22 protein-coding genes are annotated in these 23,632 nt (G+C 57.9%); 9 read left to right on the forward strand and 13 right to left on the reverse strand.

Annotated elements, in window-relative coordinates; translation table 11 throughout:
- Positions 1 to 28 precede the first annotated feature (28 nt).
- A complete protein-coding gene (locus VNZ60_RS11155; protein ID WP_325659090.1) occupies positions 29 to 619 on the reverse strand; it encodes a BPSL1445 family SYLF domain-containing lipoprotein in 591 nt (196 codons plus the stop codon).
- 332 nt (positions 620 to 951) lie between these two features.
- On the opposite strand from VNZ60_RS11155, the gene VNZ60_RS11160 reads away from it, so the two are divergent.
- Positions 952 to 1,428 carry a MaoC family dehydratase gene (locus tag VNZ60_RS11160; RefSeq protein WP_325659092.1) on the forward strand — a complete coding sequence of 159 codons (477 nt, stop codon included), beginning with the start codon at positions 952 to 954 and terminating at the stop codon, positions 1,426 to 1,428.
- Between the two features lie 11 nt (positions 1,429 to 1,439).
- The gene (locus tag VNZ60_RS11165; RefSeq protein WP_325659200.1) at positions 1,440 to 1,847 is read left to right on the forward strand and encodes a VOC family protein; all 408 of its coding nucleotides are present in this window, start codon (positions 1,440 to 1,442) and stop codon (positions 1,845 to 1,847) included.
- Between the two features lie 51 nt (positions 1,848 to 1,898).
- On the opposite strand, the gene VNZ60_RS11170 is transcribed toward VNZ60_RS11165, so the two are convergent.
- Positions 1,899 to 3,290 (reverse strand): DUF3999 domain-containing protein, encoded by a 1,392-nt coding sequence (locus VNZ60_RS11170; protein ID WP_325659093.1) that lies wholly within the window; start codon positions 3,288 to 3,290, stop codon positions 1,899 to 1,901.
- 2 nt (positions 3,291 to 3,292) lie between these two features.
- Positions 3,293 to 6,157 carry a DUF2339 domain-containing protein gene (locus tag VNZ60_RS11175; RefSeq protein WP_325659095.1) on the reverse strand — a complete coding sequence of 955 codons (2,865 nt, stop codon included), beginning with the start codon at positions 6,155 to 6,157 and terminating at the stop codon, positions 3,293 to 3,295.
- 241 nt (positions 6,158 to 6,398) lie between these two features.
- On the opposite strand from VNZ60_RS11175, the gene VNZ60_RS11180 reads away from it, so the two are divergent.
- Complete coding sequence (locus VNZ60_RS11180) at positions 6,399 to 6,971, forward strand: HNH endonuclease (protein WP_325659097.1); 573 nt, start codon at positions 6,399 to 6,401, stop codon at positions 6,969 to 6,971.
- Between the two features lie 390 nt (positions 6,972 to 7,361).
- Complete coding sequence (locus VNZ60_RS11185; protein ID WP_325659099.1) at positions 7,362 to 7,532, forward strand: hypothetical protein; 171 nt, start codon at positions 7,362 to 7,364, stop codon at positions 7,530 to 7,532.
- Positions 7,533 to 7,752: 220 nt separating this feature from the next.
- On the opposite strand, the gene VNZ60_RS11190 is transcribed toward VNZ60_RS11185, so the two are convergent.
- From VNZ60_RS11190 to VNZ60_RS11205, 4 genes are all read right to left on the reverse strand, one after another.
- Positions 7,753 to 8,349 (reverse strand): SIS domain-containing protein, encoded by a 597-nt coding sequence (locus tag VNZ60_RS11190; protein WP_325659101.1) that lies wholly within the window; start codon positions 8,347 to 8,349, stop codon positions 7,753 to 7,755.
- A gap of 35 nt (positions 8,350 to 8,384) precedes the next feature.
- Positions 8,385 to 8,525, reverse strand: coding sequence for a hypothetical protein (locus VNZ60_RS11195; RefSeq protein ID WP_325659103.1), 141 nt, complete (start codon positions 8,523 to 8,525; stop codon positions 8,385 to 8,387).
- 77 nt (positions 8,526 to 8,602) lie between these two features.
- Complete coding sequence (locus tag VNZ60_RS11200) at positions 8,603 to 9,397, reverse strand: SDR family NAD(P)-dependent oxidoreductase (RefSeq protein WP_325659105.1); 795 nt, start codon at positions 9,395 to 9,397, stop codon at positions 8,603 to 8,605.
- 138 nt (positions 9,398 to 9,535) lie between these two features.
- Positions 9,536 to 10,270: an alpha/beta fold hydrolase gene (locus VNZ60_RS11205; protein WP_325659107.1), complete on the reverse strand. Its 735-nt coding sequence runs from the start codon at positions 10,268 to 10,270 to the stop codon at positions 9,536 to 9,538.
- 236 nt (positions 10,271 to 10,506) lie between these two features.
- Here VNZ60_RS11205 and VNZ60_RS11210 point away from each other — a divergent pair, with 236 nt between their 5' ends.
- A complete protein-coding gene (locus VNZ60_RS11210) occupies positions 10,507 to 11,601 on the forward strand; it encodes an alpha/beta fold hydrolase (protein WP_414648817.1) in 1,095 nt (364 codons plus the stop codon).
- Positions 11,602 to 11,642: 41 nt separating this feature from the next.
- On the opposite strand, the gene VNZ60_RS11215 is transcribed toward VNZ60_RS11210, so the two are convergent.
- The 4 genes from VNZ60_RS11215 to VNZ60_RS11230 form a co-directional block, all read right to left on the reverse strand.
- Positions 11,643 to 12,824: a YncE family protein gene (locus VNZ60_RS11215; RefSeq protein ID WP_325659109.1), complete on the reverse strand. Its 1,182-nt coding sequence runs from the start codon at positions 12,822 to 12,824 to the stop codon at positions 11,643 to 11,645.
- Positions 12,825 to 12,878: 54 nt separating this feature from the next.
- A complete protein-coding gene (locus VNZ60_RS11220; protein ID WP_325659111.1) occupies positions 12,879 to 13,700 on the reverse strand; it encodes a creatininase family protein in 822 nt (273 codons plus the stop codon).
- A 210-nt stretch (positions 13,701 to 13,910) separates the two neighbouring features.
- Positions 13,911 to 14,669 (reverse strand): tetratricopeptide repeat protein, encoded by a 759-nt coding sequence (locus VNZ60_RS11225; protein ID WP_325659113.1) that lies wholly within the window; start codon positions 14,667 to 14,669, stop codon positions 13,911 to 13,913.
- A 7-nt stretch (positions 14,670 to 14,676) separates the two neighbouring features.
- A complete protein-coding gene (locus VNZ60_RS11230) occupies positions 14,677 to 16,782 on the reverse strand; it encodes a bifunctional 2',3'-cyclic-nucleotide 2'-phosphodiesterase/3'-nucleotidase (RefSeq protein WP_325659115.1) in 2,106 nt (701 codons plus the stop codon).
- A gap of 442 nt (positions 16,783 to 17,224) precedes the next feature.
- Here VNZ60_RS11230 and ahpC point away from each other — a divergent pair, with 442 nt between their 5' ends.
- From ahpC to VNZ60_RS11250, 4 genes are all read left to right on the forward strand, one after another.
- Positions 17,225 to 17,788 (forward strand): alkyl hydroperoxide reductase subunit C, encoded by a 564-nt coding sequence (gene ahpC, locus VNZ60_RS11235; RefSeq protein ID WP_325659117.1) that lies wholly within the window; start codon positions 17,225 to 17,227, stop codon positions 17,786 to 17,788.
- Between the two features lie 107 nt (positions 17,789 to 17,895).
- On the forward strand, positions 17,896 to 19,491 hold the full coding sequence (gene ahpF / locus VNZ60_RS11240) for an alkyl hydroperoxide reductase subunit F (protein WP_325659119.1): 1,596 nt from the start codon (positions 17,896 to 17,898) through the stop codon (positions 19,489 to 19,491).
- A gap of 219 nt (positions 19,492 to 19,710) precedes the next feature.
- A complete protein-coding gene (locus VNZ60_RS11245) occupies positions 19,711 to 20,748 on the forward strand; it encodes an isocitrate/isopropylmalate dehydrogenase family protein (RefSeq protein WP_325659120.1) in 1,038 nt (345 codons plus the stop codon).
- A 93-nt stretch (positions 20,749 to 20,841) separates the two neighbouring features.
- Entirely contained in the window at positions 20,842 to 21,474 is a 633-nt protein-coding gene (locus VNZ60_RS11250; protein WP_325659122.1) for an ABC transporter ATP-binding protein, read from the forward strand.
- A 43-nt stretch (positions 21,475 to 21,517) separates the two neighbouring features.
- Here the strand turns inward: VNZ60_RS11250 and VNZ60_RS11255 are convergent, their stop codons facing one another.
- Complete coding sequence (locus tag VNZ60_RS11255) at positions 21,518 to 22,393, reverse strand: nucleotidyl transferase AbiEii/AbiGii toxin family protein (RefSeq protein WP_325659124.1); 876 nt, start codon at positions 22,391 to 22,393, stop codon at positions 21,518 to 21,520.
- The gene (locus VNZ60_RS11260) at positions 22,381 to 23,469 is read right to left on the reverse strand and encodes a type IV toxin-antitoxin system AbiEi family antitoxin (RefSeq protein ID WP_325659126.1); all 1,089 of its coding nucleotides are present in this window, start codon (positions 23,467 to 23,469) and stop codon (positions 22,381 to 22,383) included. Before VNZ60_RS11260 ends, VNZ60_RS11255 begins: the two co-directional genes overlap by 13 nt.
- Positions 23,470 to 23,632 lie beyond the last annotated feature (163 nt).

Here is a 23,632-nt window from a genome sequence, read left to right on the forward strand (position 1 = left end):
TATTGAAGAAACAAATTGAAAGCCGGAATTAAAGCGAGATCTTTGCGATCTTGGCGCCCTGCAGGGAAACACCTGCGATCAAGCCGGCATTGGTGGTAATGAAACCGATGATAGGCTGTTGCGCAGTGTTGGTGTCGATGCTGCCGTTAGCGCCAATGTTGGCCAGCGCTACGGTGGCGTCGGCGCCGACGGTCCAGCCGTTGCTGTTGCGGAATTTATCCAGAGCATCCTGGGTCATGAACAACAAGATGATGGCTTTCGATTGCGCTCCAGCCTGGAAGCCGATAGAACCGGCGGTGGTGCTGTAATAACCGTCGGTGCGGTTACCGACGCGTAATGCACCCTTGCCGTATTCAGCGCCGAGCACAAAACTGGCTTGCAGCACCGCCGGGAATACCAGCACACCCTTGGCGCGCGCTACCAGCTCACGCGAGGCGGGCGCCGTCTGATACAGTTTAGACAGAGTCGCGTCTACGCCGGAGTCGACTTCGCTGCGGCCGGTTTTAGAACTTGCGTCGTGGGCCGGCATGGTGGTGGTGCAACCGGCGAAAGTGAGGCTGGCCATAGCAACCGCGATAGCGGCCAGGCCCTTGGCAGGAAACGATGATTTTTTTTGCATTTTTTTCTCCATCAGATGTATGGATGACAATTGGACAACGTTGTAAATTATATATGGTGATACAAAAACGTGTACAAACCGCTAATTTTGACTAAGCTCTCATAAACTCCCAGTCCTCAACGAAATCCCGGATCGACAACCCAATCGGCGAAAATGACGACGGCATCGCAGCACCCGAATTGCGGCGCATCTTTCTCCGCAATCATGATTTGACTGTAGACGCGATGTAAGATTGCATCTGTACGCTAGCACACATTCAAACAGCCATCACTTGCCTGGCCGTCCCCTTACTTTTGACGGCGGCAAGCTTCGATCACAGCGAGGAACGCATCATGAGCGACACCACCGGCAACGCCACTCCACGGCCCACCCTGTATCTGGACGACCTGAGTATCGGCGACCGTTTCAGCAGTGCTGAACATGCCTTGGACGAACAGCAGATCATGGCGTTTGCCCAGCAATTCGATCCCCAGCCTTTCCATTTAAGCGAGAGCGCCGCCAAGAGCACGATGTTTGCCGGGCTGGCAGCCAGCGGCTGGCATACCGCCGCCATCACCATGCGCCTGCTGGTCACCAGCGGCATGCCTCTGCAAGGCGGCATCATCGGTTCCGGCGGCGAGATCAGCTGGCCGCAGCCGACCCGCGCCAGCGACATCCTGCATGTGGAGAGCGAGATCCTGGAGATTACGCCGTCCCGTTCGCGTCCGGATCGCGGCATGGTCAAATTGCGCAGCGAGACCCGCAACCAGCACGGCGAGCTGCTGCAGTTGTTTGTGTCGAAACTGGTGGTGTCGCGCAAACCTGGATGAACGAGGCCAAGATGATACGTATTCGTGAAATCGACCATCTCGTATTACGCGTGATCGACCTTGACCAGATGCTGCGCTTCTACTGCGAGGCACTCGGCTGCACCGTCGAGCGGCGGGTCGACAGCATCGGCCTGGTTCAGCTGCGGGCCGGCAGCGCCTTGCTCGATCTGGTGCCGGTCGACGGCAAACTCGGCAGCGCCGGCGGCGCACCGCCTGGAAAAGAAGGCCGCAATCTGGATCATTTCTGCTTCCGCGTCGAACCCTTCGACGAAGCCGAGATCCGCGCCCATCTCGCAGCCCACGGGGTGACGGCGGGTGAGCTTGCTTCAAGAAACGGCGCGGAAGGCGAAGGCCCTTCTATTTACGTCACCGACCCGGAGGGTAATGTGGTCGAGCTCAAGGGGCCGCCCGACGCCTGAGGGTATTTCAAACCAGCGGGTTGTCACTCCACCGATATCACTGCCCTGATATCACTCCCCTGACGGCTTGGAGTTTTGCTTGAACAAGACCCAGGCCATCGCTCCCAGCGCCAGGGCGGCTAGCAGTAGCACCGCCCAAAGAATAATGCTGCGCGTCGGCATGCCGTCGCGGCTGGCAGTTGCCGGCACCAGCGCTGCGGCGCCGTCTACGGTCGCCAGCGGCAAGCCGTTTTCTTGCGCCGCCCGATAATCCGGCATCAGGCTTTGCACCGGCAGATAAGGATTCGCAGCATTAGCCAGACCTGCTGCCAATGTATACGGCGCAGCGCCGTTGACCAGCGCCACGACCTGCACCGGCTCGAATTCCAAGATGATTTCCGGCGGCGCGGAGAAGCCCGGTGTTTTTTTGTCGGCCTCGATCTTGATTTCGCGAAATGCAGTCGGCGGCAACTCGATCGCCGCGCTGGTTTGCAGCTTGCCGGCGCTCTGCAACTTGTAAACAACGCTCGCCGCCATCATGCTCCACGGCTGGCTAGGGTCGTTGCGGCCCAGCACCCGCACCGGCAGCAGCACGTTGTCGCCCGCCGGTTTGATTTTCAGTGCGGCCACCGGCGTTGCAAAGGGCAATGAAAAACGCAGCTCGTACGGATTGTTCAGCAGCGGCCGGGCCAGCGCGGCGCTGACCCGCGCAATGCTGTTGACGCCGCGGGCGGTGGTCAATGTCGCGCTGCGCATGACTACCGGCGCGGTCTTGCGCGCCGCATCGGTCCAGATTACGCGCAGATATTGATCCTCAAGATTGACGGCTGGCAGTTCGATATGATCGGCCCCCAGAGCGCTGGCTCCGGCAGCCGCGCGGTAAAGGACTGCCTGGGTCAGGGAGCGCCAATCTTTCAAATCCTTGCTCGCTTGCAGATCGAATGTGACTGGCTGGGCGTCGGGCAGATCCACGTCCAGCGCCAAAGCCACCACCGGATCAGCAATGGCACGCGTATCAAGCAATGCACCCAGTACTTTTTTACGGGGCGCGCCGGCATCCGCCGCGCTGCTGTCGATTTGCACGATGCGCCTGCCTTGCTGTTCTTCGATCCGCAGCGATGAAGCCGAGATATCCGTGACATCGGCGCTGCCCATGATCGGCGATGATTTCAGCTCGATCTTGCGATTTTCGGTTTGCCGCAAGCTCGCACTGTCGGACAAAGCCAGCGCCAACGGCTGGCCCTGGGCGTTGAAAATCCGCAGGTCGCGCATGCCGCCGCTTTGCATGTTCACCATCACCTGGGCAGGCAGGATCAGGCGCTGCAGCGGCGCGTCGGCATTGAAGGTGAGCGGCAGGTGCAGCGCATACGACTGCGTGTTATTCGGATCGGCCGCCGGCCACGCCGCGCCGGACACCGCCAATACACAGGCGCAGATAGCAGCGCGCATCGGAAAATAGTTCATCTTTACGCTTCCTTCACAGTACTGGCGTCCGCCGCTACGGCCTTCGGCGGCAACGGCGCGAAATAGCCGACCACCAGCATCAGCACACCCACTGCGATAAAGGTGACGATGCGCTCCGCGCCACCCACATTCGACAAATCGACCAGCAGCAGTTTGATGACAACCAAACCCAGCAATGCCGCGCCGCTCAGCCACAATGCGCGCTGCACGCGCCGGTGCGCCAGCAGCATCAGGCTCAGCGCCAGCAGCGTCCACAAGATGGCGTAACCGGTTTGCACCACAAAGCTGTCGAACAGGGCCGAAGCATCCCAGCGCACGCCGAAAAAATGATGGACCGTGCGCAACCAGACCGTATTGAGCACGATAAAAGCCAGCCCGGCCAACGCCAGCAGCGTCTGTTTGCGCGCCACCCAGGCGGCGCCGGCAGGCATTGGCTGGGCCGCCACGATTGCACGGCGCCAGAACAGCAACGCCCCCAACGCCAGGGCCAGCGTCAAGTCGGTAGGATTCAACAAGGGAAGATAGGGCAGCGGCGCCGTATGGCCGGAGGAGAACAGCGCAATCAGCAACGCCCCGAAAAACACCAGCGCCGTCAACGGTAAAGCCGCATACCAGTAGTAGGCCACGGCATGCGTGTTGAGCGGCCACTTGAATCCCGACAGCAGCGCGCTCCGGTTGGCCTTGCCGGCCCATACCGACAAGCCCAGCAATACCGCGATCGCGCTGACCAGCAGCACCACGCTGGCCCAGGAGGTTTGCCACAAATCGGCGCGCCCGATCCAGAACCATAAACAGTCGGCCAGCAACAGCGTCAGCAGCCACACGCTGCCGGCATGGGCGGCGCGGTTGAGTTTGAGAACAGCAATATTGCCTTGCACCTGGCTGTCATTCTTGTAGAGCATCCAGTAATGCAAACCCAGAGCCATCAACCATATAGCCCAGGCCGGGTTGTACAAGATGCGGTAGCCGGACAGCTCCTGCACGATAAAACCTAGCGCCAGCGGCAGCAGGGTGAAGCGGCTGGGCCATGCGGCCACCGCCCAATTGCTCTTGCGTCCGAGCAGAAGCGACAGCCATGCGCTCGCTACCAGCGCCAGCATGGCCAGCAGTTGCCGGGTGCCGGTGTCGAATACCGGCACAGCTGCCAAGCCAGTCTCGCTGGCAGGCAGGCTGCGGCATATCTCCAGGATCAGGGCCAGGCACCAGAACAGGAAACCATATAGATAGAGCGGTTGGCACAACAGCGCTTCTACCTTGACGTATTCTCTGGCCCAGCGCGAGTCGCTATGCGGCAAGGCGGCGCGCAACCACCAGGCGATGGCAAACGCAGGCAATGCAATAAACATGGCGCCCATGAACATCGGATTAGCCAGCGGCCAGGCCGATATATTGTCGTCGATCGCCGCCAGGAACGCGCCGGCAGCCACCACTTGCAACGCCAGTCCGAATCCGCGCGGCATCCAGCGCGCCTGCCGCATGCCGACCCAGAACGCGCCTGCGCCTTCGAGCGCCCACACCGCCGAGGTCCAGCGCATATCGAGGGCCAGCGGCACCGCCAGGGTCACAAAACCGAGGCCGATAGCGATCATGGATTCAATCATCAGGCGATAATTTTTCTGCCCGCGCCGCATGAGCAGCGCTGCCAGTATCAGATACAACGCCGCAAATCCCAGCGCCGAGAAAGCGGCGCCGAATTTGAACTGCCTGACCAGGCCGGCTTGCAGGCCGAAACCGATCAGCGCGGTGCCGAACATCAGCGTGCTGTCGACCGTGTTGCCGAGCCGGGTCGGGGTGTTGCGGGCGTACAGGATCGCCGCCGTTACATAAATCAGCACGAATGCGGCCAGGAATAATTGCGAGCTGAGGTATTGCGCCGGCTGGTACTTGAGCACGCCCCACAGCGTGGCGACGCCAAAAGTGGCGACAAAGCCCACAATGTTCAGCACGCGCCAGGAACGTTTATAGGCGATGAACAGAATCGCCAGGTTCAATACAGTGTAATAACTGAACAGGCCAACACTGTTGTTGGAGCCGGTAGAGATCAGTAACGGTACGGCAAAACCGCCGGCGAAAGCCGCTACTGCCAGTCCGCGCGAGTTCTGCAACAGCGCCAGTGCGCAACTCAGGGCGCACACCACGATCATCAAACCGAAAGCAGGCAAGGGCGCGATCAGGTCAAACCGGCGGAAAGCGGCGAACACCGTCAGGTAAATCACCGCCACGCCGCCGCCTTGCAACGCAAGTGCGAAGGCTGGCTTGGCCTGGCGTTTGCCGAAGCCTACAGCCAACAGAACAATGCCTGCTACGGCCACCGCAGCCAGCCGCAACTCCACCGGAAACAGCCCGGCGGCCGCGGCGTAACTGGCCAGGAACGACAAGCCAATGAAAAGGATCACTAAACCGATGCGAACAATGGTATTGCCGCCAACGAGCCAGTTTTTTGCGGCGGCAAAAGCCAGGTCCGCGGCGTTGGGTTCGGAGGGTGGCGACACGCGCCTGGCTGCAGGTGGGGCGCTTGCTGCCGGCTCGGTCTGAGGCCGCGCAGCCACGTCCGGTTGCGCCGCGACCGCGGCCGCAGGTGGCGCCGCAAAGCTGCTGGCAAGCTCAATAGCCGCCGCCTGCCTGCTGCTGGCTGACTTGGAATCAGCAACCTTCTCGCCCTGACCCACCCGAGAGTTCAGCAATTCCAGCATCTGCAACCGCAGTTTTTCATTGGCGGCGCTGATTTCTGCACGAATCGCATGCTGCAGTCCCAGCCCGGCCAGCAAGCCCAGCCCGCCTCCCAAAATGATGCCGAAATCGCCGTATCCCGAGCCCGGCAATAGCCAACCCAGCACGGCTCCGCAAATAATTCCCCACATAATCATAGTGTTAGCTCGCTTGTTGTGATTGGCTCTGGTATTGTCTGTTATGTGCTTGCCTGATGCAACGATTCGAATTGCGCGCTGCTTACGAGCTGACTGATAGCTGACTGATAGCTGATTTGCGGCGCTACAAACAAATCACCGAGGCATGCACGGCGATAGGATTTTCCGGTGCGCGCAAACAACATGAGTACTTTCCGCAACCTGAAGATGCTGGTTATAATCAGCAGCAAAGGTGAAGAAAATGATTTCCCATATTCTGACTCTCGATATCGCAGGCAACCCATTCGACTGGATTTCGCCGCAAGACGCTGTGCTCTATTACGCGAGCGGGAAAGTGGCTTGGGAACTCGGGGATGGCGACATCGTTTTTCGCGGCGGTTATTCCCGCGCCGGCGTGCAATCGCGCATCGCTGTCAAACCTATCATCGCCATCGCCGGCAGCGCCATCATGGCGCGCATGCTGCACCTGGAACTGCCGCTAGGCCATCACAACGATCTGCTGTTCAAGCGCGACCGCTACACCTGTGCCTACTGCGGCGGCCGCTTTCCACACAATGAACTGTCGCGCGATCATATACATGCGCGCTCCCACGGCGGCCGGGATACATGGATGAATTGCGTGACCGCGTGTAAAGACTGTAACCAGGAAAAGGGCAACAAACCGCTGGAAAGCTTTCGCCCGCTGCTATATGTGCCCTATGTGCCATGCCGCGCCGAGCACTATCTGCTGAGCGGCAGGAATGTTTTGGCGGACCAGCATGATTACCTGGCTGCCAGGCTGCCCAAGCACAGCAGGATGCGCGAGTTGAACTGACGCAGCCGGCTGTTCCCCGAACCTGCAATGCATCGCACTGAAAAACCACAAAATCGATTGTGCGATTCTCGATTGGTTTGACAACGCCAATTCATCAGGCGCAGAATCGCAGCTCGGTAATTTCTATTCACCCATTTTTTACAGGAAAGGAACGGCTATGCCACGGACGGCTATCGGTAATTTGAAAAATACATAGCCCCGCGCATGACAGCTCGGGGCACGGCAATAGCGCCGACCCGAGCCGGTCGTTCCAATCAAGAACCCCGGTGAGGAAACTCGCCGGGGTTTTTGCTTTTCTGGGTACGAGACATGCGTCGCGTCGGCCCACAGCAAACGCCGCGGCCGGCCTGAAGCACATGCGGCTTCAGGCCATTCTGCGAAAGTATCGATATGAAAATCACCATTAAACTGCCAAAGCCGCGCAATCCCCTGGTTGCACCGGCCAGAGCCAGGAAAGGCGGCGCCCACGCAGCACATAATCCGGCGCGCCGGGTGCGGCGTGCCGAGAAGCAAAAGCTCGATCAGCTGCTGTCTGGACGAAAAGCCGATGGCGACTACTAAGCGTAAAGGCGCATCGGCTCAGCGCTTTGCCCGAAGCACTTTGACAATCCGGATTTCAGCCGATTTTTTGTAATACTTGATTTCAGGAATCGACTTAAAAGTGCCAAAAAGCACGATTAATCGATGAAATATAGTGTTTTCCAGCTGATTTATCGCGTTTTACATTCATTCTGGCAGCCACGGAAAAATGCAGACTCGCGCAGACTCGATCAAGAAGAAATTATGTCTTGTCTGCGTAATTCTCTGGGAAGAAATGACGCTCGATCAGCTCAATCAGGATATGCAACACCTTGATGTGCAACTCCTGCACACGATCGGCGAATGTGCCGCCCGGCGTGCAAATGTAGACATCGCTTAGGGAAGACAGCAGCTCGCTCTGCTTGCCGGACAGCACAATCACATGCATGCCGAGCGCACGCGCGGTTTGCGCCGCCCGAATGATGTTCTTGCTGGTACCGCTGGTGCTGAGCGCGACCAGGCAATCTCCGGCACGTCCGTGCCCTTCGATATACCGCGAAAACACCTGTTCATAGCCGTGATCGTTGCCAACGCAGGTGAGATGCCCGGCGTCGCTGATCGCCGTCGCACCCAGCGCCGCCCGGTCCAGCCGGTAGCGGCCGGTCAGTTCCTCGGCGAAGTGCATGGCGTCGCACATGGAGCCGCCATTGCCGCACGAGTACACTCGTCCCTTGCGTTCGAACACAGCGATCAGCAGCTCAGCCGCTTGTTGGATCGCCTGCAGCGCCGTGTCGTTGGCGAGCAGGGCGTTCAAAGATTGCTGTGCTTCAACCAGGCTGGCGTTAATGTGTTGCTTCAATTTCGCGCTCCATTCGATTAATTTGGCCGAGTATTTTAACGATTTGTGCTGCGTGTGACGCCGCTATCGATCACACCGTAGGGGGTAATGCTGCTGCCGCTGTCGCCGCCGGCGGAGCTTACATGGCCGCAGGCCGTCAGCAGGATACTTGTAATCAAAGCAAAGAATAGGCGCATCGTCGTCTCATAGTCATAGCGTGAATGCTAGCTCTGACAGACATGCTGCAGAGCGAAATGTTCCGATGGTCAGGTAATCAGGCAATCGAGCGCACCACACCGCCATCCACGCGCAAGGCCGCGCCGGTGGTGGCGGAGGCCTGAACCGAAGCCAGATAAACCACCATATTGGCTACTTCTTCCACCGTGGCAAGACGCTGGATCAGCGAACTCGGACGGTGTTCTTTCAGGAAATCACGCTCCAGCGCATCGGCCTCAACACCTTGATCGCGCGCCATCGATGCGAAGAAATCGCCGACGCCTTCGGAGCGGGTCGGCCCCGGCAACACGGCGTTGACGGTGACGCCGCTGCCGGCCAGGGTTTCCGCCAAGCCGCGCGAGACTGCAAGCAGGGCGGTCTTGGTCACGCCGTAATGCACCATTTCCTTGGGAATCTGCAAACCCGATTCGCTCGACAGGAACAGCACGCGGCCCCAGCCGCGCTTTGCCATGTTTTGCGCATAGAAACGCGACAGCCGGATCGCGCTCATCACGTTGACGTCGAAGAAACGCTGCCACTCTGCATCGGCAATGTCGAAGAAAGGTTTCGCTTCAAAGATGCCGAGATTGTTGACCAGGATGTCGGTCTCCGGCACTTGCGCAAACAACTGGGCAGCGCCTTCCTGGGTGCCGAGGTCGGCGGCAATGCCAAGCAAACGGGCGGCAGGGCATTTCTCGCTGATCTGCGCCAGAGCCTGGTCGACGCGGGCCTGGGTGCGGCCGTTCACCACTACCGTCGCTCCCGTTTGCGCCAGGCCAAGGGCAATCGCCAGGCCGATGCCGGCGGTCGAGCCGCTCACTACTGCATGCTTGTCAATTAGATCGATTTTCATGGAATTCTCTCTGTTGGTTGACCGCGACGAAATACGGAAAACGAGAAACGCTCACGCGCAATGCTGCCGCTTACCTTGGCATCATAGAGGAAATCGGAAATCGATATTTTTCTTGCCCGGACGGCGCAGCCGCGATCTCTATATGGCCGGCTTGGCCTGGCCACCCCGCACGCAATCGACAATCAAGCCCATCAGTTCATCAAACTCGGCTGGACGTTCTTTACTCAACAGGGGAAACAGATAATTATGGTCGGTCCCAGCCACCACACGCAATTGCCGCGAAGCTGCCTGGCGCGCCGATGACAGCAACCGCTCCGGTATTTCCGCGGGAATCACGGCGTCGTGCTCGGCGGCGATCACCAGCAGCTCACCCTTGAATTGCGCCAGGATCTCCCAGGCGTCGCTATCGGCCCAGCTACGCTCGCGCCGGATGATCTCAGAAAACTGCGGCCCGAACGGCACATCGTATGCGGCCGGCGTATACACCCCAGGCACAATCAGGATCAGCGCGCCGACCTGATGGGTCTGCGTCAGTTTGATGGCGTTGTAAGCACCCATGCTGCTGCCGATTAGCGCCAGCGGTTGGGCTAAATTGCGTGCAGCGATCACCGCTGCGGCCTGGCGCGTGCGGCTGCTCAGCGATGAGTATCGCAACTGGCCGCCGGTGTCGCCGTGGCCGATGCAATCGAAAGAAGTGCTGGCCACGCCGCGCGCCTGCAACGCCGGCCGCAATCCTGAGCGGCTGGCGGTAGCGCGCGAGCTGGCGCCTGCGCCGTGCAGTATCAGGGCATGGCTGGATGAGGTGCCGGGATGGAAATCGCCTTTCAGCGCGAAGTTTTCGTAGGTAACTTCAAAGGATTCTATTGCTTGCATGATCAGTTGCGAGGGTTGATGTCCGGTACCGGTAACCTGGCCGTCAGGCACAAGGCAAATACGTAAGTTACACGCCGGGAACAACTATAACCCAGCAGATATCAAAGCCCTAGGCCGGCGCTGCGCTTTGAGCATGCGATTGCCATCCGGCAAAGAAAGCAGTCGATCGAAAATCTCCTTTTCGGTGCGATTTTCGACCAGAATGAAAGCCATCCAATTCGCTACAGGAATCGTCGATGTCAGTCAGCCGCGCCGCAGGTTTTGCCGCCCTTGTTTTGTTGCTTTCCGGTCATCCCGGCTTAGCCGCGACCATGCCGCAGGCCAGACCGGACAAACCGGCATCGGTGCTGGACGCCCCGGTGAAGAAAATCGCCGGCCAGCGCATAGCTGTCAACACGCCGCAGGGCGCCGGCCTGCTACCGCTCTATGCCGATCATAAAATCGATGCGCCGGCGCCTGATGTAAAACGGGTATTGATTGTGGTGCATGGCGCTTTGCGCAATGCCGATGCCTATTTTGCGGTGGGACGGCAGACCGTCGATGCAGCCGGCGCTACGGGTACAGGCACTTTGCTTGTCGCCCCGCAATTCCTGACGCCTGCCGATCTGAAGGCGTTTAAGCTTGCGGACGGAACGCTGGCCTGGAGCCAGGAAGGCTGGAAGGACGGCGAGCCGGCGCGCAGTCCTGCGCCGATCAGTTCTTTTAGTGCGATGGATGCCTTGCTTGAACATTTCACTGACCGTACGCTCTATCCGGCGTTGAGTGAAGTGGTGCTGGCGGGACATTCCGCCGGCGCTCAGATTGTCCAGCGCTACGCGGTGGCGGGGCAAGCTGAAGCAGTGCTGCGCAAGGCCGGAATCGAAGTCCGTTACGTAGTGGCAAACCCATCGACGTATCTGTATTTCGACAACAGCAGGCCAGGCTCAAACGGCAGCTTTCAGCCGGCCGATAACGCCTCCTGCCGCAAGGTCAATCAATGGAAATATGGCATGGACGCGATTCCAGCCTACCTTGCCGAACAGGACGTGGCCGGACTCGAAGCACGCTATGCGGCGCGCAAGGTGGTTTATTTACTAGGCACGGCCGACACTGATCCGCACACCCATTTCATCGACCGCTCTTGCGCCGCCATGGCGCAAGGCCCTTACCGCCTGGCGCGCGGCCTCGCGTATTTCAGGTATCTGCAAGGCCGTCACGCCTCCGGGCTGCAGCAGAGCGTAGTAGAAGTCCCCGGCGTAGGCCACGACGACAGAGCCATGTTTACCTCGGCATGCGGGCTGGCGGTTTTATTCGGCAGCCCGCTGCCGGCGTCTTGCCGGCATATTCCGTAACGTCGGCAAGCGTCGGCAAATGCAATGAATACCGTCTGGTATCAACGCATATTGCCGGTATGTCCCAACGAATAACGGCCGGGCTGCGGCCAGACGGTGAGGCCGTGCGGCTCCGCCCCGACCGCGATCGATTTCACCGCGCCGGTAGTGGTGTCGATGGCGTACACGGCGTCATCGAAGCGGCCGGACAACCACAGCATCTTGCCATCCGCGCTGACATTGCCCATGTCAGGGCTGCCGCCGCCCGGGATCGGCCAGTTCGCCACCACTTGGCGCGTGGCAAAGTCGATCACCGAGATACTGCCTGCGCCACGACGTTGACCGTGGATACGGTTCGAACCGCGATTGGCGACGTATAACTTGCTGCCGTCGCGGCTCGGGTACAAGCCATGGGCGCCGGTGCCGCTCTTGATGAAACCGACCTTGGTGAAACTGTCGCCATCCACCACGTAGACGCCGTCGGCCATCATGTCGGCCACAAAAAACACCTTGCCGTCAGGTGCAATGCGGATGTCCTGCGGCATGCCCTTTTTATCGAGCAGCAAGTAACCCACCACCTTGCGGTTGACCAGGTCGATCTTCGCCAGCTTGCCGCCGAATTCGCAAGTGAACAGGGCGTATTTACCGTCAATAGAAAAATCGGCGTGGTTGATGCCCTTGCATTCCGGCACCGGCAAGCTCGATTTCAGCGCCATCGTATGCGGATCGCGGAAGTCCAGCTGGGCGTGGGCTTCGACCACCACGATGGCTTCCTTGCCGTCCGGCGTGAAATACATATTGTAGGGATCGTCCACCTTGATTTCCTTACCCGGCTTGCCGGTCTTCGGATCGATAGGCGTCAGGCTGCCGTCGGGCCGGCCTTCGGCATTATTAGCCACCCACAAAGTTTGCAGATCCCATGCCGGAACCACGTGCTGCGGGCTGTGACCGACAGGGAATTTCTCGACAACCTTGAAGGTCGCCGGATCGATCACGTAGACGTCGTTTGAGCGCAGATTGGGCACGTAAATCCGTGGCAATGCGCCCGCCGTCGCTGGACTGAAGTGTCCGGCGCCAGCTTCGCTGTACAGATTGGCGGGATTGATCACGGGCGGCATGCCGGCCACCGTGGTGATTGCAGGCGCGGCAGGTGCGGCGGAAGCACTGCCTGCGATACATAAAACAGCCAACGCAGCGCTGACCGAGGAAGCGAGGTGCGACAAGCGGCGGGAGCAAAATTGCATAGTGAATTCCTTGATTTAGTAAGTGGTAACTGTAGTCAAATATCAGAAATATTATTAGCGGGCGGCAGTGCTCGCCTTAAGAGCATTGACAGTCTGCGTCACGATCGCGTCGATGCCGAGCTGGCCGATTTCAGCCGTCGAGCGGCGCGGGTCGCCGCCATAGACGCCGTCGGCCAGCCCAAGCTTCGGCCCGTTGCGCAAGCCATCCTGGCGCACCATCTGCGGCGCCACGGCGAGCTGCAAGGAGGTATCCGCCAAGCCGGCGTGAGTGCCGATTTCATCATCGCGATAACCGCGCTTGCGCAGTATTTGCGCGTAGCCATCCGAACTGCTGGCGTAATATTCCGGCGGCACGATGGCGCGCGACTGAGAGCCAGCCCAGCTCTTGTTCAACTGCGCCACCACCTTCTTGATATCGTTCTGATAACCGCCGTGATCGCCTAGAAAGACAATGTTCTTGAAACCATGCACCTTAAAACTGTTGGCGGCGGATTCCAGTGTCTTTTCAAAAACGTCGTCCGGAATCGTGATGGTGCCGGGAAAGCGCATATGGGATGTCGGCGGCGCATAAGCACCCTCCGGCACGTAGGCGATAACCGGCGCCACCAGCGCATTGCCCAATCCTTCCGCAATCCGCTGCGACAAAATCTTTACCCGGATGTTGTGCTTGCCGAGCGCAACATCGGGGCCGCTCTGCTCGGTAGCGCCAATAGGAATAATGATGGTGGTCTTGCCGGCCTGGATCTGGCTGCGCAGCTCGGTCCATGTCAGGTCTTCAAGAAAGACCGTCTTCGGTGTTTGCGCAAATGTGATCTGGGTGGCGGTGGCTGTGAGGAAGAGGGCGGCGACGAAAGTTCGTCGGAATGACAAAAGCATGAAAAATCCTCATGGAAAATACGGGTCTACGGGTCTGTTACGTGCAGCGCCGGTCGGCAACCGGCATATGACGCCGGATCGGCGCACAGGTTCCGCGCTAATTCTACTCCGTTGAGTATGAGGATAGATCCGCGACACCATCCCCGCGATGGCAGGGACGACGATAGTTTCAAAACGGCTTATGCAAGCTTATTTATTTAGACTTATTTGTCACTGGTAATTATTCCAGCGCATGCTGCGCTCATCGGTAGCTTCCTTGAGCAGATGGCGAGCCCGCACGGGATCGCGCTCGGCATGCGGGTCGCCGCTCTCCAGGCTCATCGCCAGCGCCTGTATCGCTACCGGAAAATCGCCCGCGGCTGAACGTTCCAGCCATTCCCGGGCCAGCCGCGGATCCTGCTCGACGCCTTCACCTGCGGCATAGGCGTTTGAGAGCAGGAACATCGCTTGCGCATTGCCTTGCACGCTCGCCTCCAGCAGCCATGACGCGGAACGCTTGAGATCGGGCGCAACACCCTCGCCGTATTTGGCCATGCGGGCCAGCATGAAACTGGCTTTGGCGTTGCCCGCTCCGGCTGCGCGCTGATACCAGTTCCAGGCTTGGGCGTAGTCAAGCTTGAGGCCCAGGCTGGCTTGATAAAAAGCCTGCGCCAGTTGAAATTGCGCCTCGCTGTCGCCCGCGCTCGCCGCTTTTTCTAACCACGCTGCAGCTTGCGCCGCTTGCTCGGGAATCGAAGCCAACGCCAACCCCAATTCACGTTGCGCCACCGGCCGGCCAGCTGCGGCCCACACCTGCAGCTGAGCCATCGCGCTGGCCTGCCGGCCGTGCAGGGCAAGCAAGCCGACCGCCTCGATGCGGGCGCTGTCGTTAGCATTATTCGGCGCCACATCCTTGATCTGCGTGCAGGCACTCAGGGCGGCGGCCAGCAAGAGCGCTATGAGGCCTGATTTTTTGAAGTCCCAGTCCATTACTTGGTTACTTGCTCAGATCGATTGCGTATTTGGCAAACCCGCTGGCGTCCAGCGCACCTTCCGCTGTCACCCGGCTCACGCCACGCGCCTGCGCCAGCGCCAGTTTTCCAGGCGCCGAACGCAGGATAACCGGGCCTAGCGTACTTACCTTGACGAAGCTCCAACTTTGCCCGCTGCCGTTTGCCGCGTTGGTGACCTTGCCTTGTTTCTTCAGGTAGGCGCTGACCACCGCCTGGTTGGCGTCCGGCGATTTGATGATGGTCTTGCTGCCGTCGATGCCTGGCACATTGCCGCCGCCGCCGGCGCGGTAATCATTGGTGGCAACGATGAAATCGTCAGTATCAACCACCGCCTTGCCGGCATAAGTCAGATTGCTGATGCGGCTGCCGACGGGCTTGGTGACGTCGATCTGGTATTGCATCGCGTTGTTTTCCGCATAGAACACGTCGTAGTTGAAAATCGTCGAGTAGGACGGCACCAGATCCTGTTCGGCGGCGCTGTTCGGATCAATCTTGGCAAACTGCTTGGCCGCAGCTTCCAGCCAGTTTTTCAGATCGGAACCCTTGATCTTGACCGCTTGCAGGTTGTTGTTTCCATATAAGTACAAATCGCCAGGATTACGCACCTGCAAGCCAAACGGCACAGCAGGGGAAGCGCCCGGAGCGACATCGGTAAAATCGGTCGGGCCATTGCGGCCGGCTTTGAACGGCGCGCTGCACGAAATCACTGGAATCGATTTGTAGCTGGCCAGTACCGGATCGGTGGAATTGGCGAGGAAGTTTTTCACATAGTCGATCTGCGCCTGGTTGACGATCTGAATCGCGCTGACGTCTCCCACCAGCGAAAAATAAGCGGACATTTCAAAATCGGTAGTGGTGCCCAGCGGCTGCGTAGCGTAGGACAGCGTAGCCTGATGTTCGGTGGCGACCAGCGGCGCAATCGAAGCATCCGCAGCGACGATGGTCTTGCCGTCGGCATATTTGAAACCACGCGCCTCGACATTGGTCTGGTCTTTCTGCACCACCCATTTGCCGCCCTGGTATTTCAGCACCATTTTGATGATGCCCAGCCGCCGTCCCCAGCTTTGCGCCATCACCGCCGGAATGCCGTTGACCAGGCCTTTGCTGGTGTCCACCAAAGTGCTCGGCAGCGCCGCCAGCGAAGCATCAATGGCGGGCGCGCCGGCTTCACGCGCTTGCGGGAAAATCAAATGGGCGTGGCCCAGCATCAACGCATCGATGCCGGTGCTGGCCAGATACAGGCTGCCGTTTTCCATCTTCGGGCTGTACGGCGAGGCATCCAGTCCGCCGTGCGACAGGGCCACCACCAGGTCAGCGCCCTTGCTGCGCATCTCCGGCACATACTTGAGCGCCGATTCCTGCACGCCGTTGACCATCACCTTGCCGGCCAGGTTTTTCTGATCCCAATCCATGATCTGCGGCGGCACAAAGCTGATGATGCCGACATTCAGCGCGACGCTGATGCTGCCGCCGTCAGGCGTTGTGGCGCTGAATTGTTTGGCGATCAGGGCGTAGGGATTGAAAATCGGCTTGCCGGAGGCAACTCCGACCACGTTCGACAACACCAGCGGGAAATTCGGCGCACCGCAGTTGCTGCCTTTTTGCACACCCGGGACACCGAAATCGGTATTCGTGATCTGGCTCAGGAAATCCAGGCCGTAGTTGAATTCGTGGTTACCCATACCGGCGCCGTCGTACTTCAAGGCGTTCATCACTTTGTGCACCGCCAGCGTGCCGCTGCAGGTAACCGGCGCTGCCACCGCCTGATAATCGCCGAGCAGCGTGCCCTGGATCACATCGCCGTCGTCCAGCAACAGGTTGTTGGGATTCTCCTGGCGCGCGCCCTTGATCAGGGTTGCGGTGCGCTCAAGGCCGAGGCTGGTGTCTGCCTTCAAGCCGTAATAATCGTAGCTCAGCACGTTCTGATGGATGTCGGTGGTCTCCAGCAATCCCAGCTTGAGTACGGTTCCCTCTGGAATCGCGCTGTCAGGACTATTCACACCCAGGTTGCTGCTGCCACTGCTGCCGCAAGCGGAAACCAGCAGCGCGGCGGCTGTGGCCAGAGTGCTCAGACACATCTTTTTATGCATGATGACTTTCGGAAATAGTTACGGGCTGGTCTTGGTAAGAGGCTCACGCCACTGCTAAGCGCTTTTTGGGCGGCTTTTTTTGCTGCTCTTGCGATTTCATTTTTGGAGCTGCTGTTTCAGCAACACCGGGCGGAAATTATATTTTGGAAATATTTCCTGATCATTACATTGCGTTACATGCGTCTCGGCATGACGAATCCAAACAAGATGCTTAAACTAATAGCCCGATTAGGCGTCCATTAACTTCTGGCCAGTTTCTTGTTCATTGCCTGATAAGCATTATTTGTACCAAGGCAAAAACGCATTCAAAGGAGGAAGCAATCCGTCATCGATAGTTATTGCAAATCGAAACACAAAATTAAATCAATTATGCAAATGAACCAACCTGGTTTATCGTTCGTACCTATAAATCTTTCAACCCAGCCCTAGTAAGGAAAACACTATGTCTTTGATCAATACCCAAGTTAAGCCATTCTCAGCAACCGCCCTGCACAACGGCAAGTTCGTGCCAGTCACCCAGGACACCCTGAAGGGTAAATGGTCAGTTTTCGTTTTCTACCCAGCCGACTTCACTTTCGTCTGCCCAACCGAACTGGAAGACCTGGCCGACAACTACGCTGAATTCCAAAAACTGGGCGTGGAAATCTACGGCGTGTCGACTGACACCCATTTCGCTCACAAGGCATGGCACGACACATCGGACGCGATCAAGAAAGTGAACTACCCACTGGTCGGTGATCCAACTGCAACCCTGTCGCGCAACTTTGAAGTGCTGATCGAAGAAGAAGGCCTGGCACTGCGCGGCACTTTCGTGATCAACCCAGAAGGCTTGATCAAGCTGTATGAAATCCACGACAACGGCATCGGCCGCGACGCTTCGGAATTGCTGCGCAAGGTTAAAGCAGCGCAATACGTGGCATCGCACCCAGGTGAAGTTTGCCCAGCCAAGTGGAAAGAAGGCGAAGCAACTCTGACACCATCGCTGGACCTGGTTGGCAAGATCTAATAGCCAATACCCGCAAGTGTTTTACGGTTCGAGCCTGAAGCGCGGCTCGAACCGGTATCCCCCCTATTCAAATCATCACGAACGTTACACAAACGCAAGGAACCGCCATGCTTGATGCAAATCTCAAAACCCAATTGAAAAGCTATTTGGAAAAAATCGTGCAGCCGATTGAGATCGTTGCGTCACTGGACAGCGGTGACAAGTCTCGTGAGTTGCAAGCGCTGTTGCAAGAAATCGCCGCACTGTCGGATCGCATCACGCTGATCGAGCGCAGCGACGACAACGAGCGCAAACCCTCGTTCTCGATCAATCGCCCCGGCGTCGATACCGGCATACGTTTTGCCGCGATTCCGATGGGCCACGAATTTACTTCGCTGGTGCTGGCCTTGCTGCAAGTCGGCGGCCACCCGGTGAAACTGGATGAAGCCATCATCGAACAGATCCGCAATCTGGATGGCGATTATGTGTTCGAAACCTATATCTCCCTGTCTTGCCAGAACTGCCCTGAAGTAGTGCAGGCATTGAACGTGATGGCGCTGATCAATCCGCGCATCCGCCAAGCCACCATCGACGGCGCACTGTTCCAGGATGAAGTCGAAAAACGCGAAATCATGGCGGTGCCGACCACCTATCTGAACGGTCAAGTGTTCGGCCAGGGCCGCACCAGTGTCGAAGAAATCCTGGCCAAGCTGGATACCGGCGCCGGCGCCCGCAAAGCGGTTGAGCTGAGCGAAAAAGCACCCTACGATGTATTGATTGTCGGCGGCGGTCCTGCCGGCGCGGCAGCTGCGATTTATGCGGCGCGCAAGGGGATTCGCACCGGCGTGGTGTCGGAACGTTTCGGCGGCCAGGTGCTGGATACACTGGCAATTGAAAACTTCGTTTCGGTAAAAGAAACCGAAGGACCAAAGTTCGCCACCGCGCTGGAACAGCACGTCAAGAGCTACGAAGTCGACATCATGAACGTGCAACTGGCCTCCGCCCTGATTCCCGGCAAGCTGATTGAAGTCAAGCTGGCCGGCGGCGGTTCGCTCAAGAGCAAGACCGTGGTGCTGGCCACCGGCGCCCGCTGGCGCGAAATCAACGTGCCGGGCGAACGCGAATACCGTAACCACGGCGTCGCCTACTGCCCGCACTGCGACGGCCCTCTGTTCAAAGGCAAGCGCGTGGCGGTGATCGGCGGCGGCAATTCCGGGGTCGAAGCTGCGATCGATCTGGCCGGTTTGGTGTCGCACGTGACGCTGATCGAGTTCGGCGATGAACTGCGCGCCGATGCGGTATTGCAACGCAAGCTGCACAGCCTGGCCAACGTCACCGTGATCACCTCGGCCCAAACTACCGAAATCACCGGCGATAGCAAAAAGGTCAACGGCCTGGTCTACAAGGATCGCAAGACCGACGCCGTGCATAAGGTCGAACTGGAAGGCGTGTTCGTGCAAATCGGCCTGGTGCCGAATACCGAATGGCTGAAAGGCACGCTGGCCTTGTCGCGTCATGGCGAAATCGAAGTCGACGCCAAAGGCCAGACCTCGATCCCAGGCGTGTTCGCCGCCGGCGACGTCACCACCGTGCCGTTCAAGCAGATCGTGATTGCGGTCGGCGAGGGCGCCAAGGCTTCCTTGAGCGCGTTCGATCACCTGATCCGCAGTTCGGTGTCGGATGAAGAAGATGTCGCCGCCGAGGCTGAGACTGTCGCTGCCTGAGTAATAACCTTAGAAGCTCTCTGTAAAGTATTGCGCCAGCCCGTTGCGGCTGGCGCAATGCAATCTGCCTCGCATCCCCTGTTTAGAGCACAACACGACCATATGATCATGGTCGCGTGCTTTCTCCTGCACGGCGTCTTTGTAAACTGCTCGACAGCTTCACGGTGCTAATATTATTAGTTACCGCCTGTCCCATGAATGCGTTCTCAAGAGGATTCCATGAATAGCCCAACCCCCGCCAAAATTCCCGCAACCCTGATCCCCGGCGACGGCATCGGCCCGGAAGTGGTCGAAGCTACGGTCCAGGTATTGGATGCTTTGGGATCGCCGTTCTCCTGGGACATACAACAAGCTGGCATGGCCGGCGTCAACAGCAGCGGCGATCCATTGCCGGCAGCAACCCTGGCCAGCATCCGCAAGAACAAACTGGCCCTCAAAGGCCCGCTGACCACGCCGGTAGGCGGAGGTTTCCGCTCCTCCAACGTGCGCCTGCGCGAGGAATTCCAGCTCTACGCCAATCTCAGGCCGGCGCTGACGATGGTTCCCGGCCGCTTTGAGAACGTCGACATCGTGCTGATCCGGGAAAACATCGGTGGCTTTTATGTGGCGCACGAATACTACATTCCAGTCGGCGACGACCCACGCGCCGTCGCCGTCTCTACCGGCATCAACACACGCGAAGCCTGCAAGAAGATTGCGCGCTTTGCCTTTGAATACGCAGTCAAGAACGGCCGCAAGAAAATCACCGTAGTCCACAAAGCCAACATCCTGAAAGCGCTGACCGGCATCTTCCTGGAAGCAGCGCGAGAAGTCGCGCGTGAATACGAAGGCAAAGTGCAGATGAACGACATGATCGTCGACGCCTGCGCCATGCAACTGGTGCTCAATCCCTGGCAGTTCGACATGCTCCTATGCACCAACCTGTTCGGCGACATTCTTTCCGATCAGATGGCCGGCCTGGTCGGCGGCCTGGGCATGGCGCCCGGCGCCAACATCGGCGACGACTGCGCGATCTTCGAAGCGGTGCATGGCTCGGCGCCGGACATCGCCGGCAAGGGCATCGCCAATCCGATTTCCCTGCTGCTGGCAGCGGGGCAGATGCTGGATCATGTCGGCCGGGCCGATCTGGCGCTGCGGCTGCGCACTGCGATTACCGACACGCTGAACAAGGACAAAATTGCGACGGGTGATCTCAAGGGCACCGCATCCACCCAAGAGTTCACCGATGCGATTGTGCGCAGGTTGCAGAGCGTCTAGCAAAGGGATCATTAGCTGTCTTGATGCACCGCGCGCCATCAGCAGGATACCGGCGCCGGCTATTACATCCCGTTTTATTCGAAAATCCATGCCATGAAGCAGCATCAAACAACCATCCTCCAAGCCGTCAATCTCACTTTTCATTACCCCGAGCGGGAATTGTTCGATAACTGGTCAGCCGACATTCCAGCAGGCGTTACGCTGGTGCGTGGCGGCGATGGGCGTGGCAAGAGCAGTTTGCTGCGGCTGCTAGCTGGCGCTCTGCCGGCCCAGGCGGGGGAATTACAGATCAACGATGTGCGCTGGCATGAACAGCCTGACGTCTATCGGCGGCAAGTATTCTGGATGGAGCCGCGTTCAGAAGCGTTTGACCAGATGACAGCGCGTGAGTATTTTGCATCACTGCCCGCTGCCTATCCCGGGTTTGACGACGCGCTGTTGCCGGAGCTTACCGAAGGGTTGTCGCTGACGCCGCATCTGGACAAGAAGCTATACATGTTGTCCACCGGTAGTAAGAGGAAAGTCTGGCTGGCGGCAGCATTCGCTGCCGGTGCAACGCTCAATTTGCTGGACGATCCATTTGCCGGGCTGGACAAAGCGTCTATCAATTTTGTGGTGCAGATGTTGAATCAGGTTGCCAGCGATCCGGCGCAGGCTTGGGTGATTGCGCTTTATGAAGCGCCGGAGGGAGTGCCGTTGGCGGCTGTGGTGGAACTAGGGGATTGAGGATGCTTCCGGCGGGTAAGTCGCTAGCTGGGCAATCACGAAATCAGCCATCGGCCTTTATACCCAGCGCACGTAGCCATTCGTCGACTTGGCCAAAAGCATCGACCTGCCATTGATCTGGCGTCCGGCCATCTAACAGCCGCGTTTCCTCGACGAATTTCCTGACACAGGTTGGGCCGAATCCATCTTGCGTATCGAATTTCTCTGCGATGTATTGATATCCAGTCAGACCACTCTCGTGTTCCATGATCGGCCTGCATAGCTCTGCAAGAGCGGCTATGCCGCTTGGGAAATTGCGAATGCAATAGTAAATGTCATACGCGTCTTTATTTTTGTAGCGATTCTTGATAGCGTGGCCTTTCATTGCCAGCAATGCCGATATGGAGGCAACTGCAATTTCTATGCGGTTGTTTCCCCCTCCTGGCATCGGCGCCTGGATAGCGACCATCTCTGTGAAGTGCAACGCTAAATCCGCGCCATCTGCTTTTTGTACAGCGAACTTGGCCACCATTGGGGGATCGTTCTTTTCAAAAACCGCGTCGCGCGGCATCAAGAAATCAATCACCACATCGATTGCTGCTCCGCCGTCTGTGACCGGCACCTGGCGCACCAGTTGAAAGTACCGTTTATCTTTACGCTGCTCGTATCCGTGTGCTTTGAGAGACTCAACAAGTGTTGCGTATTCTCCATCTCCCAGTGCTGCGGCATCCAGACTGAGATCGATGTCCAGCGTGCCGACGTGGCGCATTTCCTCATTTTCCAGAAGTAGCCAAGGAACGGCGCCGCCGATTACAGCAAATTTTCCTTTGTAGCTTCCCAGGATTTGCCCTATCTCGACCAGAACTGACTTTACTGCCGCAGTAGTGCGATCGTCATAATCATTTGCCGATTGCGGTTCGGGGCGCCCTATCTTTTCCATGCAAGTTTCTCGTTTCTAAGATGTTCCGCTGCTTCGCGTCCTCTTTCGCCACTCGCCCATAAATCAAGGTAGGTTTGTACGACATCGGTACAGAAAATGTCTGGCGCCGGGTTCTCGATATGGGGGTAAAAATTCTCGCCTTCCAATAGAGTGACCACAACATTTTCGCCTTTAGTGGCGGGCACCAGTTTCAAATGTTCTTTGAGAAAAGCGAGCCCTTCGCCGTTTGCATAGAAATATTCGTTTCCCGTTCTGACGTATGGCGCAATCCACTTGGCAGCCGAAAAGGATGCAAGTACAGCTGCACCTTTTGTAAAAACAATCTGGCCAAACATTGTGCGTATCTTTTCATCTAGTGCGCTGCCGTGCAAGGTGGTATAGAACCTAAAATCCTGGCCTGAAAGGCCGGTATACATCTCTCGCCACGCATCGAGAATGGCATCTGGCTGCGCAAGAAAGAAGCCATCGTCATCGATTTTGGCCCATTCCTTATCGAGTAACGCCGTACGCACATTGCTCACATGGCCAACACTTACGCTGGATTCCGCCGACAAGTCATGGACTTTCCATGAGCGCGATGGATTTCTCATCATCATGCCAAGTACCTGCGCAGACTTCGGGGAAAACAGAGACTTGAATTCCCGGCGCTGCAATACGGGTTTGGTAGGAACACGGCGATCAATGAAAATGGTATCGAAACTTAGCCGGCAGTTGCCTTCCAGATCCAGATAAGCTACCTCATGGTCTTGGCATATTGCGCGCGCCTCAGGAGAAAGGTAGGGGGCGAGTAGTAGAGGGACTGCTTCTTTACCATAATCTCGAACCACTTTTTGCAGGCCCAGTATTGAGGAACGTACTTCCTTGGGGGGCGCAGTGGTTTTGACTTCCGCCACAATCACATGTGGCTTGCCGTTGTATTGCACCTTCAGCAAGAAATCCACGGCCCCATCAGGTGTCTGCCTGGGTTCCGCTTGAATATCTTCTCGATTAAGAGCAGGGACTTGAGCAAGCAGGTCAATCAGGCTCTGCATTCCCTCTATTTCGAGCTTGTTCATTAAATGGCTGGAATTCATCATTCGTTGAAAATAGGCTTTTTAATGAACAAAGTCAATAAATTCATTGTTTTAGCCGTGTTCAACACTTGATGAACATGCCATTTTTAGTGAACACCAGGGAAGATTGATCGTTAATGGATCGGGGGTAAACGCATCTGGCGAGTATTGGAACAAGACGTCGCGG

Origin of the sequence: Collimonas sp. (assembly GCF_035566375.1) — a bacterium.
Lineage (GTDB): Bacteria > Pseudomonadota > Gammaproteobacteria > Burkholderiales > Burkholderiaceae_D > Collimonas.